Source organism: Rhizobium sp. SVR5-9E (genome assembly GCF_056755095.1).
The window spans coordinates 1-267 of the sequence record NZ_JBNDHS010000450.1 but is presented as its reverse complement, the minus strand read 5'-3'; the positions used below and the strand labels follow the sequence as shown (position 1 = coordinate 267).

Annotated in this window: 1 protein-coding gene; it reads right to left on the bottom strand. The window is 50.2% G+C overall.

From position 1 onward, the window contains the following. Positions 1 to 85: 85 nt before the first annotated feature. On the bottom strand, positions 86 to 267 hold a 182-nt coding region (locus ACPYOJ_RS35580; RefSeq protein WP_481420419.1), incomplete at its 5' end, for a hypothetical protein.

Below are 267 nucleotides of genomic sequence, written 5' to 3'. Positions count from 1 at the left end.
CCGGAGACTTGGCAGGGACAGCGACTTCTCCAACGGTAGCTAAAATACAGAGCAAGGCAGTATCTTCGACAGCACCTACCAACGGTCAGGTATTGAAATACAATACTGGGACAAGTTCCTGGGAACCTGCTGCGGATACTGACACCAATACCACGTACACCGGTTCTACTTCCATCAACCTGAACGGAACCAGCTTTGAAAGAACAGCTCTAACAGGAGATGTATCGGCGGCTGCCAACAGCAATGCTACTACCGTAGCAGGAATAC